At 31.1% G+C, this 16314-nt stretch carries 18 protein-coding genes and 1 tRNA gene; 4 read left to right on the top strand and 15 right to left on the bottom strand.

From position 1 onward, the window contains the following. Positions 1-32: 32 nt before the first annotated feature. The 6 genes from JH146_RS06240 to JH146_RS06215 form a co-directional block, all read right to left on the bottom strand. Positions 33-995 (bottom strand): TIGR00341 family protein, encoded by a 963-nt coding sequence (locus JH146_RS06240; RefSeq protein ID WP_048202179.1) that lies wholly within the window; start codon positions 993-995, stop codon positions 33-35. A gap of 52 nt (positions 996-1047) precedes the next feature. After that, positions 1048-1998 carry a transketolase family protein gene (locus JH146_RS06235; protein ID WP_048202178.1) on the bottom strand — a complete coding sequence of 317 codons (951 nt, stop codon included), beginning with the start codon at positions 1996-1998 and terminating at the stop codon, positions 1048-1050. Positions 1999-2016: 18 nt separating this feature from the next. Next, positions 2017-2685, bottom strand: coding sequence for a ribulose-phosphate 3-epimerase (gene rpe / locus JH146_RS06230; RefSeq protein WP_048202177.1), 669 nt, complete (start codon positions 2683-2685; stop codon positions 2017-2019). 23 nt (positions 2686-2708) lie between these two features. Next, on the bottom strand, positions 2709-3536 hold the full coding sequence (locus JH146_RS06225; protein ID WP_048202176.1) for a transketolase: 828 nt from the start codon (positions 3534-3536) through the stop codon (positions 2709-2711). A gap of 154 nt (positions 3537-3690) precedes the next feature. Further along, positions 3691-6615, bottom strand: coding sequence for an RtcB family protein (locus tag JH146_RS06220; protein WP_048202175.1), 2925 nt, complete (start codon positions 6613-6615; stop codon positions 3691-3693). A gap of 80 nt (positions 6616-6695) precedes the next feature. Continuing rightward, positions 6696-7820 (bottom strand): pyridoxal phosphate-dependent aminotransferase, encoded by a 1125-nt coding sequence (locus JH146_RS06215; protein WP_048202174.1) that lies wholly within the window; start codon positions 7818-7820, stop codon positions 6696-6698. 102 nt (positions 7821-7922) lie between these two features. On the opposite strand from JH146_RS06215, the gene JH146_RS06210 reads away from it, so the two are divergent. Then, positions 7923-8684 carry an ATP-binding protein gene (locus JH146_RS06210; RefSeq protein ID WP_048202173.1) on the top strand — a complete coding sequence of 254 codons (762 nt, stop codon included), beginning with the start codon at positions 7923-7925 and terminating at the stop codon, positions 8682-8684. Positions 8685-8688: 4 nt separating this feature from the next. Here the strand turns inward: JH146_RS06210 and JH146_RS06205 are convergent, their stop codons facing one another. Beyond that, positions 8689-9681, bottom strand: a complete 993-nt coding sequence (locus JH146_RS06205) for a LolA family protein (RefSeq protein ID WP_048202172.1) — start codon at positions 9679-9681, stop codon at positions 8689-8691. A gap of 105 nt (positions 9682-9786) precedes the next feature. Between JH146_RS06205 and JH146_RS06200 the strand changes: the two genes are divergently transcribed. Then, positions 9787-10200 (top strand): UPF0146 family protein, encoded by a 414-nt coding sequence (locus JH146_RS06200; RefSeq protein ID WP_048202171.1) that lies wholly within the window; start codon positions 9787-9789, stop codon positions 10198-10200. A gap of 94 nt (positions 10201-10294) precedes the next feature. Here the strand turns inward: JH146_RS06200 and JH146_RS06195 are convergent, their stop codons facing one another. From JH146_RS06195 to JH146_RS06170, 6 genes are all read right to left on the bottom strand, one after another. Continuing rightward, on the bottom strand, positions 10295-10450 hold the full coding sequence (locus tag JH146_RS06195) for a 50S ribosomal protein L39e (protein ID WP_012981070.1): 156 nt from the start codon (positions 10448-10450) through the stop codon (positions 10295-10297). A gap of 8 nt (positions 10451-10458) precedes the next feature. Then, positions 10459-11052 (bottom strand): DUF7411 family protein, encoded by a 594-nt coding sequence (locus JH146_RS06190; protein ID WP_048202170.1) that lies wholly within the window; start codon positions 11050-11052, stop codon positions 10459-10461. Positions 11053-11057: 5 nt separating this feature from the next. Further along, entirely contained in the window at positions 11058-11387 is a 330-nt protein-coding gene (locus tag JH146_RS06185; protein ID WP_048202169.1) for a DNA-binding protein, read from the bottom strand. An 11-nt stretch (positions 11388-11398) separates the two neighbouring features. Beyond that, on the bottom strand, positions 11399-11845 hold the full coding sequence (locus JH146_RS06180; protein WP_048202168.1) for a 30S ribosomal protein S19e: 447 nt from the start codon (positions 11843-11845) through the stop codon (positions 11399-11401). A 403-nt stretch (positions 11846-12248) separates the two neighbouring features. Further along, positions 12249-12323, bottom strand: a tRNA-Cys gene (locus JH146_RS06175). Positions 12324-12384: 61 nt separating this feature from the next. Further along, positions 12385-13002, bottom strand: a complete 618-nt coding sequence (locus JH146_RS06170) for a ThiF family adenylyltransferase (RefSeq protein WP_048202167.1) — start codon at positions 13000-13002, stop codon at positions 12385-12387. Between the two features lie 97 nt (positions 13003-13099). Between JH146_RS06170 and JH146_RS06165 the strand changes: the two genes are divergently transcribed. Continuing rightward, complete coding sequence (locus JH146_RS06165) at positions 13100-14344, top strand: hypothetical protein (RefSeq protein ID WP_048202166.1); 1245 nt, start codon at positions 13100-13102, stop codon at positions 14342-14344. Between the two features lie 113 nt (positions 14345-14457). On the opposite strand, the gene JH146_RS06160 is transcribed toward JH146_RS06165, so the two are convergent. Next, positions 14458-14910, bottom strand: coding sequence for a hypothetical protein (locus JH146_RS06160; RefSeq protein WP_236953656.1), 453 nt, complete (start codon positions 14908-14910; stop codon positions 14458-14460). 6 nt (positions 14911-14916) lie between these two features. Further along, on the bottom strand, positions 14917-15441 hold the full coding sequence (locus tag JH146_RS06155; protein ID WP_048202165.1) for a hypothetical protein: 525 nt from the start codon (positions 15439-15441) through the stop codon (positions 14917-14919). A 182-nt stretch (positions 15442-15623) separates the two neighbouring features. On the opposite strand from JH146_RS06155, the gene JH146_RS06150 reads away from it, so the two are divergent. Next, complete coding sequence (locus JH146_RS06150; protein ID WP_048202164.1) at positions 15624-16313, top strand: fibrillarin-like rRNA/tRNA 2'-O-methyltransferase; 690 nt, start codon at positions 15624-15626, stop codon at positions 16311-16313. Position 16314 lies beyond the last annotated feature (1 nt).

Here is a 16314-nt window from a genome sequence, read left to right as displayed (position 1 = left end):
GAATATAGATTTTTCAACTATATATTTTTAAGTTAGTGATAAAAAATTAGCACAAACACTGCTATAAATAATACAATCCATAATAAAATTGCATATAACGTATATTTTTTTGCCTTCTCTTTTTCCCACCATCTATATGGTGAAATCCCATAAGCTGAGAATATAACAATGGCAGATAAATTTATTGCTATCATATTTATTAAAAATAAAATTAATGCTGAAAAACTTTGCTCAACATAACCAGCCCCTATTAGCAAACCAAACACAGCCAATGGAGGAAGTAAGGCAATAGCTATCATAACGCCAACAACAGTAGATGAAATGTTTGATATTGTTGATAAACTTCCAGCAATCCCTGCTGATAAAGCAATAATAACATTCCAAAAATCTAAGGTAATTCTTGAATGTATTTGTGGATTATCTAAAGATATAGGCAAATAATGACCAGCAATCATTGATAAAACTATAACAAAAACCAATTCAGTTATTATTGTCTTTATACTTTTTAATGCCAACTTATAATCTGCTACTGTAATTGATAAAGATAGAGAGATATTCGGCCCTAATAAAGGGGCTATAATCATTGAAGCAATCAATAAAGCAACATCATTCTTATAAATTCCTGCTATGGCAACAATTGTTGATAATATAAGCATTAATATATTCTCCTTGGTTAGATTTGCAATATCTGAGGCTATGTTATATAGCTCTTCCCTAATTAGTCTTTCTGGTTCTTCTTTCTCTTCCTCCTCTTCAATTGGTGGATATGTCATAGTTGGTTCAAATACAACAACTCTATAATTTGCTCCACCATATCTCTCTTTAAGTTTATCAACAATTTTCTCACTATCTTTTAATGTCGTTAAAATTTGTATAGTTGAAATTGTCCCATTTGTTTTAACATTAGCCCAAATAACTCCATCCCACTCTCTTATTTCATCAATTCCCATAAATAAATGCTTAGGTATATGACATTCAATAAATCTAAGCTTCATAATCCCAACATAAAAAAAATTATTTGAAATATTTAAAATTTAAAAAATAGATTTACTCTTTTTTCATTTCTTCCATGATTCTCTTAGCTATGCTTTCTCCATCTAATCCATAGTATTTTAAAAGCTCATCTGCCTTTCCACTTCTTCCAAATACATCATTAATTCCTATTCTTAAGAGTTTTTTATTTAAACCGTTTGAAGCTATTACCTCAGCAACTGCCCCTCCTAAACCGCCAATAATGTTGTGGTCTTCAACAGTAACAACAAAATCTTTTGATTTTTTAATTATTTCTTCATCTATTGGTTTTATTGTAGCCATCTCCACAATCTCAGCTGATATACCATTTTCTTTTAAAATCTCTGCAGCTCTTAAAGCTTCTGGCACTTCCTCTCCAGTTGCTATAATAGTTAAATCATCTCCTTCAACTAAAACCTTTCCTTTTCCAATCTCAAATGTTGCTTCCTCCTCATTTTCATAAATTATCTCTGTATCTCTTCTTGGCATTCTTACATAAACTGGGCCTTTATAATCAGCTATAACTCTAATAACATTTTTTGTGTGGTAATAATCAGTTGGAGCAATAACAACCATATTTGGAATTGCTCTCATTATAGCTATGTCTTCACACATTTGATGGGAAGCTCCATCCTCTCCAACAGTAATTCCTGCATGTGTTGCAACAATTTTAACATTTAACTTTGGATATGCCACTAAGTTCCTTATTATTTCCCATGCTCTTCCAGAAGCAAACATTGAGAATGATGAAGCAAAGACAATTTTGTCAGTTGTTGCTAAACCTGCTGCCATTCCAATCATGTTCTGCTCTGCAACTCCTGCATTAAAAAATCTGTCTGGGAATTCTTTAGCAAACATGGCTGTTTGTGTAGAGCCTGATAAATCAGCATCCAAAACTACCAAATTTTCATATTTTTTACCTAACTCTATTAATGTCTCTCCATAACCCTTTCTCATCCCTTTATAAACTCCGGTCAGTTTAACCATGATTTTTCACCTAAATAATTATTTTTTCTCATTTAAAGCTTTTAAAGCTGCTTCTCTTAAGTTTTTAACAGCTGTTTTAACATCATCTTTTCCAAATATTGCAGATGCAGCAACTAAAACATCCGCCCCAGCTTTCACTGCTAATGGAGCTGTTTCAACATTTATACCTCCATCAACAAAGATTTTTGTATCATAGCCATTTTCAACAATCATGCTCTTTAACTTCCTAATCTTTTTTGTCATGACTGGAATAAACTTCTGTCCAGAAAAACCAGGTTCAACAGTCATAACTAAAACTCCATAAACCTCATCTAAGATATACTCTATTACATCCAAAGGAGTTGCTGGATTTAAAGCCACAATAGGCTTAGCTCCAATACTTTTAATCTTATTTATAATTCTAAATGGGAATTTCACAGCTTCTATGTGGAATGTTATGTAATCCATCTCCTCAAATTCATTAATAAATAAATCAACATTTTCTACCATCAAATGAACTTCCACTGGAAGTTCAGTTAATTTTTTAACATGCTTTGCAATCCCAATCCCCATACTTATATTTGGGACAAAATGCCCATCCATCATATCAACGTGAAAGAAATCAACTCCTGCTTCCTCAGCTTTTTTAATCTCCTCCTTTAAATGTCCAAAATCAGCTGATAGTATTGAAGCCCCAATTTTAATCATTCAAATCACCAAAAAATAAAATTTTATTCATATTTTAGCTCTTCCAATGCCTGCTTTAACTGCTCTTCATTTGGAGCTTTTCCATGGAATGCAACGTTGTTTTCCATAAATGAAACGCCTTTACCTTTAATTGTATAAGCAATAATCATCTTTGGCTTACCATTTTTTAAATTTTTGGCTTTTTCAACTGTTTTTATAATTTCTTCAAAGTTATGTCCATCTATTTCAAAAACGTCCCATCCAAATGCCTCAAATTTAGCTTTTATATCTCCTAAACTCATAACATCCTCTGTGCATCCATCAATCTGTAATTTATTTCTATCAACAAATGCAATTAAGTTATCTAATTTATAGTGGGCTGCTGCCATTGCTGCTTCCCAAACTATACCTTCTTGACACTCCCCATCTCCTAACAATACATAAACATAGTTATTTAACTTATCTAACTTACATCCTAAAGCCATTCCTACTGCTGCTGAAAATCCTTGTCCTAATGAACCGGTGCAAATCTCAACTCCTGGTGTATCCATTGATGGGTGTCCTTGCAACTTTCCTTCTAATCTTCTCAATTTCCATAATTCTTCTTCCTCTATTATTCCTAACTCAGCTAAAACAGCATATAATGCTGGAGCTGCATGCCCTTTACTTAAAACAAACCTATCTCTATCTTTTTTATATGGGTTTTTTGGGTCGTAGTTCATTAGTTTGAAATATAAGGCTACAATGATATCAGTTGCTGATAAACTTCCACCTGGATGCCCCGACTTTGCTAAACCAACCATTTTTACAATATTATATCTAACCTTTTTTGCTATTTTTTCCAAATCTTTAATTTCTAAGTTATTATCCATAGTTTCACCTTTTTAAGATTTAAAAAATAATATCATTGCTCAATAAATTAATAAAAAAGCAAAAACAAAAATCCATAATGATGTTATGCTAAAATAATTATTAGTCATATTTAAAACTTACACCTAAAAAATAAATAGAAATAAATAGAACGATTTATCCTTTAATAACCCCTAATGGTCTCATTCTTGCTACTTTTAAAGATATTCCTGCTTTGTGGCAAGTATCTGCAACTAAATCAATATTCTTATATGCTTCTGGTGCTTCCTCTGCCATAACTGCCTTTGAATCACTTAAAGCAACAATTCCCATCTCAGCTAATTTTCTTTGTATTTCCTTACCTTTCCATAACTTTAAAGCTTTAGCTCTGCTAAGTTTTCTCCCAGCCCCATGTGCAGTTGAACCAAATGTCTCTTTCATAGCAATCTCTGTCCCTCTCATTAAATAGGAAGCTGTTCCCATATCTCCTGGAATAATAACTGGTTGTCCAACATCTCTATATTCTTTTGGTATTTGCTCATGTTTTGGTGGAAATGCTCTTGTAGCTCCTTTTCTATGAACAACAACTTTTACCTTTCTTCCATCTATTATGTGTTCTTCTTTTTTAGCAATGTTGTGGGCTACATCATAAACTATACTCATCTCTAAATCCTCAGCATGTATCTTAAATACTTCCTCAAAACTCTCTCTAACCCAGTGTGTAATCATCTGCCTATTTGCCCATGCATAGTTTGCTCCACAACACATCGCTTTAAAGTAACTCTGCCCCTCTTCTGATTCAAATGGGGCACATGCTAACTGTCTATCTGGCAATTTTATTCCATAATTCTTAGCTGCTTTTTCCATAGTTCTTAAATAATCAGTGCAGATTTGATGCCCTAAACCTCTTGAACCTGTGTGAACCATAACAACTACTTGATTCTCTTCAATTCCATATATTTCAGCAGCTTCCTCATCAAATACCTTTTCAACATACTGAACCTCTAAGAAGTGATTCCCACTTCCTAAACTTCCTAATTGAACCTTTCCTCTCTCTTTTGCTTTATCTGATACATAAGATGCATCTGCATCTTTTAAGCATCCATGCTCTTCAATAAACTCTAAATCTTCCTTCCATCCATAGCCCTCTTTAACAGCCCATCTAACTCCTTCTTCTAAAACATCATCCATAACACTTTTGCTGAACTTTAAAATTCCTTTACTTCCTAAACCTGATGGGACATTTTTAAATAGTGTTTTTACGAGCTCTTTTATTTTTGGTTCTACTTCATCTTTTGTTAAATTTGTTCTTATAAGCCTAACTCCACAGTTGATATCAAATCCTACTCCTCCAGGGCTTATAACTCCTTCTTTTTGGTCAAAAGCCGCTACTCCACCGATACAGTTTGAAACTAAGAAGCTGTCAGCTATAAAGTTGTGGTCTTTGTGATTTATGGTGAAGTCATAGACCTCATCTACATCATCAACTTCTTCTATACTTTCAATCTCATCCCAAATTAATCCATCTCCTACCTTTCTTTCTTTAATAAATTCTTCATAGCTTGGGAAGTTTAAAGGAACTCTTATCTCTTTAATCTCCTTTCCATTCTTTAACTTGCTCCAGATATCTTTAACAAATCTTTTATCCTCTTTACTTACATTTAGCAATCTTATAATCTCTGATGGCTTTTTACCTTCATTAAATAACTCTTTTACCTTTTCAGCAAGTGCCTTTCTTCTATTTATCTCCCTCTCCCTATACTTTAAAAATGCCACTGCATAGCATCCAAGTTCTTGCCTCTCTCTGTTGTATTCATAACCAATCTTAGCCCATAAGTTTATTAAGTTCTTAGAAGTGCCAATTATTGTTAAAACATATCTAACTGTCTCAATTCCATCATTTCTTTTGTGAATTGAGTTTCTCTTTGTAATTGTTGCCTCTACACCAAACTCATTCAATAACTTAACAATATTCTCCAAGAATTTTAATGCATCTTCCTTAATCTTTATATTTTTAGCCATTTCTAATGTTGGAAATGTAAATAAAGCTTTCCTATCCTTTCTTGGATATGGCTTTCTTAATTCAGCTCCAAAGAATGACGCTAAGAACAATCTCTTCTGCCACAATTTGCAGTTGAATATCCACTCTGGGAAGCTATATTTATTTAATGTTTTGTTTCCTATTGGAACTCCTAATGCATATAGCAAAACAACCAAACTTGATGCATTTACATAGAAGAAGTAGCAATCATTTTCTCTTTTATAAACTCTTGAAGGGGTATAGCCAATCTTTTTAATATCCTCTCTAATTCTCTCTAAATCCTCTGAGTGTTTTGAAGAGAAGTGTATAATTCCATCTCCTCTCTTTCCAATAAAGTTCATTGAACCATCTCCAAAGACAAAACCCATAATTTTCAATAAGTAAGGCAACTTTTTGTGATTGTAGGTTAATGGAATTAAATCTCTTTCTTTTAGTTTTCTTAAGATGATTTCTTTACTATTTTTGCTTAGATTTAGCTTTTCCATACATTTAATTACATCATTTTCATCTATAATAATCTCATTTGATGGCTCTTCATACTCAACTCCTTCAAACGGATAGATAGCTAATCTATCTCCTACTTTTAAGTTTTTAAGCTCAACCATGCCATAAGGAGTATAGAATGGATGGTCTTCTGTTGCTATTGTCTCATATCCGAGCTTTGTTTTAATTTTATAGATTTTGCAGTATGGTTTTAATTTAAAGAACTTTTTAACATCACTTGCCTCTATTTTTTTATCTTCTGTATTGAAGACATTAACTCTCTCATCCTTTAAGCTCTCATAATTCTTTATTCTATAATAGAAACCATGTTCAGTTAAAACCTTTGCATCTGGATGAAGGCAGAAACCGTAACCGTAATGCACATCTGGCATTGCAATAGAGTATTTATAAATCCCAGGAAGACATGCAACATTGGCTATTTGTTCTAAAACCTCTGGCTCTAACTCATCTAAAAGAACTTCACTTAAATATATTCTTCCAGGAACTCTCATGCACTCTTTATAATCTTTAGGCAATTCCCAAACTACATCAGAAACTCTCTTTAAAATATCCCTCATACTCATCACCGCGGGTGTTTCTTTTTTAGTTTATTATTTTATGTTATTTTTAATATTTAATATCAATAGTGCATAAAGTTTTAGTTATCATTATTTTCGTCTAAAAATTCTTTAATTCTCTCTAAACCCTCTTTAATGTTTTCGTAAGAATTAGCGTAGCTAATCCTTATATGATTCTTTCCTTTACTTCCAAAACCAATTCCAGGGGTTAGAGCAACATATTTTTCTTTCAATAATTTGTAAGCAAACTCTCTCCCATCTTTTCCAATGTTTGGAAATACATAATAAGCTCCAATTGGGTTATTAACTTCCCATCCAAAATCTTTGACGTATTTTAAAACTAATTTCCTCCTTCTATCAAATTCTTTTATCATATTATTTATTTCTTTTTCAGTTTCTTTTTCAAATGCTTTTAACGCTGCATATTGAGATATAGTTGGGGCAGAGATAAATAAATTTTGCTGTAATTTTAATATAGCATCTATTATATTCTCATTGGATATAACATACCCAATTCTCCATCCAGTCATCGCATACAACTTAGAAAATCCATTAACTAAAATGGTCTTTTCCAAATTTTCATCAAATTCAATTGCTGAATAGCATTTTCCTTCATAAACTAAGCCGTTGTAGATTTCATCAGAGATTATATAGGGGATGTTTTCATAGGCAAACTCATAAACCTCTTTGTCTATAACTTCTCCCAATGGATTCGAAGGAGAGTTAATAATTATAGCTTTAGTTTTATCAGATAAAGCTTTCTCTAAACTCTCAACTGTGAAATCACAAAACACTGGCTCAGCTCCCAAAAACCTAATAAAATTTTTATAGCATGGATATGAAGGGTTTTGAATTAAAACCTCATCCCCTTCATCAATTATTGAAGATAAAGCAAAAAATAAACCTAAAGAACTACCTCCAGTAATGATTATATTATCTGGATTTACATCTGCTTTGTATTTATCCTTATATAATTCACCAATCTTCTCTCTTAACTCTAAAATCCCTCTACTGTCTGTATAATGTGTATTCCCCTCCTTTAAAGCTTTAATTCCTTCATCAACAATTGGCTTTGGTGTGTTAAAATCCGGCTCTCCTATCTCTAAGTGTATAACTTTTTTTCCTTCATTTTCTAAATTTTGGGCTAATGCCAAAATATCCATAACTTCAAATGATTCAAAATTTAAAAGTCTTTTTGATAACATAGCATCACCATTTATAAACGTTGAAGATAATAGTTATTAATTATTAATACTAAGAAAAATGGATAAACAACTAAATCAAATATTTTATTGTGGTGGCATAAAATGATTATTGCTGTAAGCGGGAAAGGCGGAGTTGGGAAAACAGCATTTACAACCTTATTAATTAAAGCATTATCTAAAAAAACAAACAGTATCTTAGTTGTTGATGCAGACCCTGACTCAAATTTACCTGAAACTTTAGGTGTTGAAGTAGAAAAAACAGTAGGGGATATTAGGGAAGAGTTAAAAAAGTTAGTTGAAAAGGATGAGATTCCAGCAGGAATGACAAAATTAGATTATTTAAGAAGCAAGATTTTTGAAATTTTAGTTGAAACAAAATATTATGATTTATTGGTTATGGGAAGACCTGAAGGTAGTGGTTGTTATTGTAGTGTAAATAATTGGCTAAGGCAGATTATTGATAACCTATCAAAAGATTACGAATTTGTTGTTATAGATACTGAGGCAGGTTTAGAACATCTCAGCAGAAGAACTACTCAAAATGTAGATGTGATGGTTGTTATAACTGATGCATCAAAAAGAGGTTTAGGAACTGCAAAGAGAATAAAAAAATTAGCTAATGAGTTAGAAGTTAAGTTTAAGGATATTTATGTTGTTGCAAATAAGGTTAAGCCAGAGCATGAAGAGCTAATTGAAAATTATGCAAAAGAACTTGGTTTAAATTTGATTGGGAAACTTCCTTATGATAAAGAAATTGCTGAGTATGATTTAAAAGGCATTCCATTGTGGAATCTTCCAGAAGATAACGAAGTTTATAAAAAAGTTGAAGAAATTGCTGAGAAAATAATTAAAAATAAAAAATAAATTTTTATTCAATCATAGAATTTGCTATTTTTATTAACTCATCTTTACTTAATTTGCTCATTATACTTACTCTAACTCCATTGTAAGAGAATGTTAATGCTGTATATCCATTACTCTCATAGATTGCAGCATTAACACCATTATTTAATGTAATTTTATTGCCAACATCCATCTGATTTCCTATATCTTTCATTTCCATTATTATTAAATCCCCGCTTTCTCCATAAACTAAGCTAACCATTTCAAATTCTTCTCCATCGACATTTTGTTTTGCTAAATTAGCCTTTTGTAATTTAAGCCCTGCAGTGTATTTTGGGATTAATATTTTAAAATTAACTTCTTTTTGAATCTCATCTATATTGGTTGAGGTTGCTATTTTTCCAGAACTTATTAACTCCGCTCCTTCTGGTGGAGTAAAGGTAAATTTGCTGTCTGGAATATCTACATCAAACTTAACATTTTTATATTCAATAATCATATCTTTTGTTTCTATTTTGAGAGGTTGCCAGTAATCTTCATCAACATACATTTTAATTTTAATTGTTGGGTCTTTTTTAGATGTTAATTCTAAAACATAGCACTTTTTATTATCATAGTTTTCTTCTCCTAAGTATTTGACGTCATATTCATTCAACATTTCCTTAATAAACTTTCCATAATCTGGGTTGTATGGATTTTCTCCACTAATCTCTGTTTTCATATATTTGTTGCTCTTCTTATCATAAAGATACATTATCTTTCCATCAGAAACTATTAAAACATCATCATTCTCCATATAGTATTTATTTGGTTTTTTAAAGGAATATTTATATTGTATCGTCTCTATCTTTCCATTTACATTTAATGTCATTACCAAATTTCCTTCCATAGTGTTGATAGCTTCATATTTTTCTTGCATTTTCTTTGCTATCTCATCTGCAGTCATCTGCTGTGTGCATCCTGAAAAGAAAACCCCAACTATTAAAAATAAAGAAAGTATTAGGTATTTATAGTTCATAATTCCCCTCCCAGTTTAATAATGTAAAGTAAAGTCCAAATTGGACAGAATTTTTTATTATTTATTTATATTTAAATGTTTCTAAAATTTCAAAGATGTGGAAAAATGAATACAGCAGTGATAGTTGAGTTCATAAAAAACTTTGCAGAAGAAAATAACTGCAAAAAAATAGCTGAAGTTGGGATTGGATTTAAATTTGATGTTGCAAAAGAGTTAAGCAGATATTTTGATTTGATAGTCATTGATATTAATGAAAGAGCAGTTGAAAAAGCCAAATTGTTTGGATTAAAGGCTTATAAGGATGATTTATTTAATCCAAATATAGATTTATATAAAGATGTTAATTTAATATATTCTATAAGACCTCCGAGAGATTTACAGCCGTATATTTTAGATTTGTCAAAAGAGATTAATGCCAATTTAATTATAAGACCTCTTTTAAATGAAATGCCCATAAAAGAACTGAAACTAAAAAACTATAAAGAGGAAGTGTTTTATATAAAAGAAAAACAAATTTAAGCCTTCAATTTCTTCCTTCGAAACTTTTAGTAAAAGTTTCATCAAAACTCGTCCATTAAGTTAGGGCTTTCAGCCCTAATTAATGTCCATTCACTTAAGCTTTCAATTTCTTTCTTCTCCAGTATCTCATTTTTGGATGGAATCTAACTCTCCCTCGTGTTTTAACAATAACAAACAATGGAACTCTTCTATTCTGCTTTAATGCTTTAGCCAATCTTAACTTCTTTCCTAATGGCTTGTTACTTCCCATCATCTCACCTAAATTTTCTTTTTAAGAGCAACAACCCTTGTTTGTTTATGTTCAGGGAAATATTTTTCAGGGCTTTCTCCTCTCTCCTTCAATATATGCCTAATCTCTGCCTCATAGTCAGAGCTCAACTTAGTTCCACTTTTTATTTCTTCTAATATAAAAAATTCACTTGCTAAATATCTTAAAGTTTTATAACCAAAGCCCATTAACGGGGTTATATATTGGATATTTTTCCTCATCTCTAAGCTTTGGATTTCTGAATAGCTAAGCTTTGGGACTCTATCATCTCTTCTTGTCCCATCCGCTAATACTTTATATTCATCAGCCAAAATTTCTAAGACAGTTTTATGAACATATTGTATTGCAGGGCCAGGATATTTATGTTCAATAATCATATCAGCAGCTTTTTCAACAATTTTTCTATCAAGAGTTATAACTTTATGCTTAAATCCTAAAATTTTAGCTGTTTCTTCAGCCAATTTATAAGAAGGAATAACACCAAAATTTATAGTTATTAAATGAGGTTCATAACCAAGTTTTTTTAATATCACTGCAGAGAGGGAACTATCTTTCCCTCCACTAAAGAGAACATGAACATCCATAAGTTTCACTTTCTAATAATTTTAATGTCTCTCTTTCTCTTTGTCATAGCATGTAATCTCTCGAGTAAAGCTTTAAAGTCCTCATCTTTTAATGGAATAGGCAATCTACCAAGTTGAGCTAACTGAATTAATTGCATTTCAACAGCTTCAGCAAATTCAGGTCTCGCTAATCTTATTCTCTCCAATCTCTCTCTTGCTTCGGGTGTTAATATCTTTCTTAATAATGCTCTTTTTTGCATCTCTGCCTCTAATAATTCCTCTTCTTGCTGTTGTTGTTCAGCAAGCTTTTTTTGCAATTCAAGAAGCTTTCTTCTTTTAATTTCTTCAACATCCATTTAGCATCCCCTTAGTACTTAGCAAGAGCAGGGATTTCATTAATTATTTCATCCCTAACCTCTTTAGCAATGTTGTCTAAGAAGCTTCTTCCTTTTGGTGTAATAACTCTTCCTTCTGGTGTCTTTTCAACTAAACCTAATTTTTCTAATTCTTGTAAAGCTTTTCTAATGATGTTTCCACTACCTTTATAGAAGTGTTCTGGTGCGTGTCCTCTGTTTTTTCTTCCTCCGTAAGCAGTTCTCAATCTTGAAACACCAACAGGTCCATAGATATAGATTTTTCTTAAGATTGATGCACACCTTATATACCACCAGTCATCTTGTTCAGGTCTTCTCTCTCTGCTAACTCCTGTCTTAACAAAAGGAACCCACTCTGGAACTCCAATATTCATCTCTTTTAATTTTTCAGCTGTCTTCTGAATTAACTTATCAGCTGGAACATCATAGACAGTTACCATTTTTGCACCTCTCTCAATTATTTTTTAATTAATTTATTTTGATTTTCTTTCCAATTTATTTATTTTGTGTTTAAGATTTAGATTTTTGTAGCATAAAACTCCACATCAAAGAGAGTAATTTAAACCAATAAAACAAGCTTAGTATTAATTTGATTAGGTTATATTTATATCTTATTATTATTGATAGATACACCTTTAGGTTTAAAATTTAACTCTATAAAAAAGAGAACCTAAGCCATATATAAAAAAATGGAGCCGAAGGTGAAATCTAAACGAAACTTTTAGTAAAAGTTTCATCAAAACGGATGCATTGCTTCCTAACGGAAGCAATGCCTCTTAATTTACACCTCCGAGCGTAAGCGAGGAGGTGTTAGCTTTGATGAAACTTTCTTAAAGTTTCAAATGGAGCCGGGGGTGGGATTTGAACCCACGTAAGGCGGATCTGCAGTCCGCTGCCTAGCCCCTAGACTACCCCGGCTCTCCAAACCTATGAGTTGCATACATAAACTATATAGAGGTAGTATATAAATTTTATGGTTTTAACTTCGATAGTATTTCTTCCACAATATTCTTAAACATTCAATAACTATCCTCTTAGCAATCTCATCTAATGTATATGGTGTTATTGGCTCAAAATCTCTAATAAATTTCTCAGTTCCTACAACTATATGTCCCTCTTCGTCCAAATTTAAAAATTTAGCTGGACCTTTTGCATATTTGGCATCACAAACCTTTATTTTTTCTTCTATACCAAAAACCCCATTAGTTCCTATTGTTTTAATACCCCTTTCTTTACAGTAGTTTATGATTGCCTTTGTTGTTGGAATTGTATCCCCGCCAGCTATACATATAATTGCCACATCCCCCTTAATTAAATGAAGATTGTCTTTAGTTATATTTTCTTTAAATGCTTCAACCCTATTTCCAAAAAATCTCTTTATAAAATCTACTTTGTATTCCCCAACCTTTCCCCCTAATCTTCTATGGATAATATCATTTTCTTCTATTTTAGCATTATCAAAAACATAAACTTTCTCTACCCCGCCTCTATGCACTTCCAACAAATTAAAAGCTACTCTAATCCCCAATCTTCCACATCCAATTATTGAAACTTTCCCTTTTGGCTTTAATTTTCTTTCCATCTCTTCAACATTCATAAATATCCCATCCAAACAGAACTTTTCTATAAGGAAAGTATTTATTTATGAAATTTTAATGTTGTTCTTATATATAAAAAGTTATGGAGGGATTATTTTGATTTATGTTGCTTTCACACCTTATGGAGCTTTTGGAGTTAAAGATGATAGAATAGTTAATAGCTTAGATGACATAGAATATAAAAAATTGTTTAATGAGGAAGAAATTCCAGATATAATGTTTAAATTAAAAACTCAGCCAAATAAAATAGCAGATGAGTTGAAAGAAGAATGGGGAGATGAAGTTAAATTAGAAACCCTTAGTGTTGAGCCATTTAATATAGGAGAGTTTTTAAGAAACAACTTATTTGAAGTTGGAAAAGAATTGGGATACTTCAATAACTATGATGAATTTAGAAAGAAGATGCATTTTTGGAGTACTGAATTAACAAAAAAAGTTATAAAGAGTTATGCTCAGCAAAAGGATAAAATCATTATCCAAGTTGCAGAAGCAATATCTGATTTGGATAAAACTCTAAACTTATTATCTGAGAGATTGAGAGAGTGGTATTCCCTCTACTTCCCAGAGTTAGACCACTTAGTTAATAAACATGAAGTTTATGCCAACTTAGTAACAAATTTAAAAAAGAGAGAAAACTTTACAAAGAGTCAGTTAAAAAAGATACTACCATCAAAATTAGCTGGAAAAATTGCTGAAGCGGCAAAAAATTCAATGGGAGGAGAGTTGGAAGATTATGATTTGAACGCTATTGTTAAATTTGCTGAGGAAATAAGTCACCTATATGAAAAGAGGAAAGAGCTATATAACTATTTAGAGAAATTGATGAATGAAGAGGCCCCAAATATCACAAAACTCGCTGGTGTTTCCTTAGGAGCGAGATTAATAGGTTTAGCTGGAGGGTTGGAAAAATTATCTAAGATGCCTGCTTCAACAATACAAGTTTTAGGAGCTGAGAAAGCTTTATTCGCTCACTTGAGGACTGGAGCTGAACCGCCAAAACATGGTATAATTTATAATCATCCTTTAATTCAAGGTTCCCCACATTGGCAAAGAGGGAAGATAGCAAGAGCTTTAGCTTGCAAATTAGCTATAGCTGCAAGGGCTGATTATGCTGGAGATTACATAGCAGATGAACTCTTAGAAAAGTTAAATAAGAGAGTTGAAGAGATTAAAAGGAAGTATCCAAAACCCAGAAAGAAAAAGAAGAAAGAAAAACCTAAAGCAAAGAAAAAAGAAAAGAAAGGTAAGAAAGAAAAACCTAAGAAAAAGAAAGATAAGAAAAAAGACAAAAAAGGCAAAATGGAAAGAAAAGTTATAGGAAAAACAAAGAGTAGGAAATAATTACTTTTTACGCTTTTTATTTTTTTCACGATAATGAACATACAAAAAATACAGTAATGCATCTACAACCACTATAGTAGTTGATATAATCCAGATTTTGTCCATAATTCCTCCTATTTTTGTTTTAGATGCTTTTTTATTATATTCTCAAGTTCTTTGTCATACTTCAAATAAACATCTCTCACAAATATCAGTCTAATTATTAGCGGAAATTTGCTAATTAATCTTATATAGCCATCTTCTATTTTATAGTCTTTAAATTCTCCCCATTTATAAAATGAAAATCCGCATCCAACCTCCTTCTCATAAATATTAATTTTAGTATTAATTAAAGAGTCAAAAATATTAAAAAGTGCAAACTCTTCAAATGCTAAAATTTCCATAATAAAATTTGGAATAAATAAAAAGCTTTTCCCAAATTTAAATTCCCATAAGTTCATTTTTAAGCTTTTTAATAATTTCCCTTTATTATCGGATAAAAATTTTATAAAATCCCAAAATCCAAAGATAATCAATCCAATAAGATAGATTAAGGTTAATGCTAAAATATATGCTAAAAAACTCATATTATCTTACTCTTCTCTAAATTTTTCTATTTGAGATTTAATGATGTTTTCAATCTCATTTTCATATTTTAAATAAATTCTTTGTGAAAAGATTTTTCCTTTTCCAATAAGCTTAATAAATCCATTTTCATTTTTTGTTTCTTTAAATTTATCCCAACTTATAAATATATTTTGATAATAGATTCCGTCTTCACATAAATAGACAGTAATCTCTTTATTGTATGCTTTCCACATAATAGTCATCGACAGAACAATAAAAATCTCTGCAATTATTGAAGATATTGAAATTGAACTGCCATAAATCCAATACAACAAAATGTCAAATACCACTAAACCAATAACTATCAATCCAAGGAATATAGGCATTGCCTTCTTATCAAACTCTCCTTTCTTCCCATATAACAAATTAATATAATGGATTTTTGTTAATTTTAAGATTTTTGATTTTGGTTTTGCATCTTTTTTCATAATATTTAACATGATAATACTCTGTATTAATAAAACAATTCCAATATATAAATAAAAATCCATCCTACTCACCAAAATAAGTTTATAACCAATTAACAAATAACTTACATTTCTTAACGTATTATAGTAAAAAATCCAGGTTTCTAAATGTTATAAAAACATTAAAAACATTAATTATGTTGTATTGACTATGTATCCAAATTTTATTTATATTGCATTATAGATTTATTATATTTGGTGAAAAAATGGAAGATATAAGAATCAAAGAGATTTTTGAAAACATCTATGAAGTTGATTTAGGAGATGGTTTAAAAAGAATAGCAACAAAATCCATAGTTAAAGGAAAAAAGGTCTATGACGAAAAAATAATAAAGATTGGAGATGAAGAGTATAGAATTTGGAATCCAAATAAAAGTAAGTTGGCAGCTGCGATAATTAAAGGTTTAAAGGTTATGCCAATAAAGAGAGATTCAAAAATCTTATACTTAGGAGCTTCAGCTGGAACAACACCATCTCACGTTGCAGATATTGCTGATAAAGGCATTGTATATGCCATAGAGTATGCACCAAGAATTATGAGGGAGCTTTTAGATGCCTGTGCTGAGAGAGAAAACATAATCCCAATTTTAGGAGATGCAAATAAACCTCAAGAATATGCAAATATTGTTGAGAAGGTAGATGTTATCTATGAGGATGTTGCTCAGCCAAATCAGGCGGAGATATTAATTAAAAATGCTAAATGGTTTTTAAAGAAAGGCGGATATGGAATGATAGCAATAAAGGCAAGGAGTATAGATGTTACAAAAGACCCAAAAGAAATATTTAAAGAACAAAAAGAAATTTTAGAGAGAGGAGGATTTAAAATAGTTGATGAAGTAGATATTGAGCCATTTGAAAAAGACCATATTATGTTCATTGGTATTTGGGAAGGATAAA

It is taken from the genome of Methanocaldococcus bathoardescens, from assembly GCF_000739065.1.
Classification (GTDB): Archaea; AGJL01; Methanococci; order Methanococcales; family Methanocaldococcaceae; genus Methanocaldococcus; species Methanocaldococcus bathoardescens.
The sequence above is the reverse complement of the archived record's forward strand: the minus strand, read 5'-3'. Positions and strand labels throughout refer to the sequence as shown.